Here is a 1,883-nt window from a genome sequence, read left to right on the forward strand (position 1 = left end):
GCCAGATAACGGCGCGCATGGGCCTCCCAACTATAGACCCGGCGCACCCCCAGCAAGCCTGCCCGACTGGCACGCTGCCAGCGTTGGCGATCAAACAGTATTTGTCGAAGTGCCGCCTGTAGTTCCGCGATATTCAGGGGGTCTATCAGGATGCCATTGCGACAGTAGCGAATGATGTCCTGCGGGCCACCATGCCGGGTGGCGACAACCGGCAAACCCGAGGCCGCGGCTTCCAGCAGGGTCAGGCCAAAGGGTTCGGTGAGTGCCGGGTTGACGAAAACGCCCTTATAGATGGCCGCATAGCGGTAATATTCGGGAATATCTTCCGGTTCGTGGTGCTTTGGGAGGGCGACTCGCCCGTAAAGGTCGTAATCGTCAACGGTATGCAGCATGCTCTGAATCACCCTTTTCGCCCCGTGCGGGAGCTGCCCAAGGCGGTCACGCTGGCCCATGACCAGAACCAAGTTGGCCTGCTCCCGCAAAACCGGGTCCGTGGCATAGGCCTCAACCAGACGCTGAAAATTTTTACGCTCATCGGGGCGGGCAATGGCCAGAATGGGGGGCTTGCGCGGTGCCTCCAAAAAGTGGCGTAAGCCCGGCAGCAGCGGTGAGGAACGCTGCCGCCCTGGTCGGGAAAACCGTCGCAAATCTACACCCGGCGGCAGGATCTTGAAATGCGCCCGCACGGCATTCTCGTACAGGCCATACTGCTCGTCCACTTCCTGACGGGTGCTGGCCAGGACCACGGACGCTTCACTGAGTACGGATTCTTCGGCGGCAATGCGTCGCGGAAAACGAAACTGCCGGTCGATACTTTCCGCCTTACGGCCAGCAGCAATCAGTCTTTCCCGCTTATCCCGCCCCAGGGAATGGCCGGTGTGAATGAGCGGAATACCCAGCAGGCGGGAGAGGCGTACCCCTACATAACCCGCATCGGCATAGTGGCTGTGGATGACATCGGGAATACAGTCTTCACTACGGATAAAATGCAGAGCACCGTCCACAAAGGTATCCAGGTAATCCCAGAGCCGCTCTTTTTGCAGATATTTATGCGCTGGACCGGCAGGCAGACGGATAATCTGCGCGCCGGATTCCAATAGTTCACGCGGTGCTCCATAAATGGGATTCGTGCCGGGATCGTTAAAGCGACGCGTGAGAAGGTCGATCCGGGTGACGCGCGGGTCCCGTGCCAGCGCCTGCATTTCGTCGAGTACATAGCCAATCTGGCCGCCGGTATCTGCATCGACCCCGAGTTCCGGAGTACCGCAAATGCGGCCGTGGATACTCAGCATCAGAATGTAAAGACCCTGGTGGTCTGACAAATCAGTACTCCTTGGCCCAGCGCGCCATTATGGTCTGATAAAACTCGGGTTGATCCGGGATGGCGCCGGATAACGCACAAATGGCCGCTGCCAATTCCCCTGCCCTCTGCAATCGTCGTGCAATGGCATCGCCGCGAAACAGGCTCCAGAGCCAGCCTGCGGCAAAGGCATCTCCAGCCCCGACGGTGTCCTGGATAACCGTGGAGGCTGCTTCCGCCTCGTAAAAATTGGTCCCATCCCCATAAGCGGCACCTGCAGCACCGCGGGTCAGCAAGACCGCTTGCACATCAAAATGCCGGGCCACCACCTGCATCGCTTCCCGCAGGGTCGAGGCTGGAGAGAGTTCGTAAGTACGCATGATCCGCTCCAGTTCCTCCACATTACATTTCAGTATAGACGAGCCCCGTATGACTTCGGCCAGCAATTCCGGATTCCACCAGGGATCGCGCAGATTGATATCCACAAAGCGCCACTGGGCATGGGCGCGCAACTGGCGCCAAGTCGCCCGCGATGGCCCGTCTTCCCGCAAGGCAAGGCTACCGTGATAGAGCCAGGGAATGG

General features: G+C 59.4%; 2 protein-coding genes. Both read right to left on the minus strand.

Features of this window, described 5'->3' with window-relative positions:
* Positions 1 to 1,322: glycosyltransferase (locus tag AC2VNK_RS04490; protein WP_486882970.1), on the minus strand; the 1,322-nt coding region annotated here is incomplete at its 3' end.
* Between the two features lies 1 nt (position 1,323).
* Positions 1,324 to 1,883 (minus strand): carbohydrate kinase family protein (locus AC2VNK_RS04495; RefSeq protein ID WP_486882971.1); only part of this gene is annotated, 560 nt, incomplete at its 5' end.

Source organism: Acidithiobacillus sp. TH-A35 (assembly GCF_057473505.1).